Origin of the sequence: Curtobacterium flaccumfaciens UCD-AKU, assembly GCF_000349565.1 — a bacterium.
GTDB lineage: Bacteria > Actinomycetota > Actinomycetes > Actinomycetales > Microbacteriaceae > Curtobacterium > Curtobacterium poinsettiae.
Map to the genome: position 1 here is coordinate 10,071 of NZ_KB714625.1, position 669 is coordinate 10,739.

The 669-nt window shown below is 71.2% G+C and carries 1 protein-coding gene; it reads right to left on the minus strand.

The features are described from left to right. Positions 1 to 669: ABC transporter permease subunit (locus H489_RS29975; protein ID WP_017887486.1), on the minus strand; the 669-nt coding region annotated here is incomplete at both ends.

Here is a 669-nt window from a genome sequence, read left to right on the forward strand (position 1 = left end):
GACTTCACGATCGTCAGGGACACCGCCCCGGTCGACAGTCCGGCGCGACGGCGACGGGCAGCGCGGCGGATCTCGGTGAAGAAGAGTCCTCCGGCGGCCAGGACAGCGAGCAGGTAGGCGAGCCACGGCGGCAGGTACGACGCCGAGGCGAACTGCACGATCGGCGAGTCGTACGGCAGGTTGATCGAGCCGTTCGGGCCGAGGATGAGCAGCTGCAGCCCGAGGAACCCGAGCAGACCGGCGAGCGTGATGACGAAGCTCGGCACCCCGAAGCGGGTGAACAGCAGGCCGTAGAGCAGACCGGCGGCGGCACCGACGGCCAGGGCGACGGTGATCACGAGCCACAGCGGCCAGCCGAGCGTCGTGAGGCCCTGGCCGAGGATCGCGGCGGAGAGCCCGCTGACGCTGCCGACGGACAGGTCGATCTCGCCGAGCAGCAGCACGAGCACGATGCCGATCGCGATGGTGCCGACCGCCGCGCACTGCAGGGCGAGGTTGACCAGGTTGCCCGGGGACAGGAAGTCGGGGGAGAGCGCCTGGAACACCGCCCAGATGACGATGAGCCCGACGACCACCGGCAGCGAACCGATGTCACCGCCGCGGACCCGCCGGACGAACGCCTTCGCCGCGCCGCCGATCCCCTGGTCGCGCAGGAGCCGCTCGTCCTGC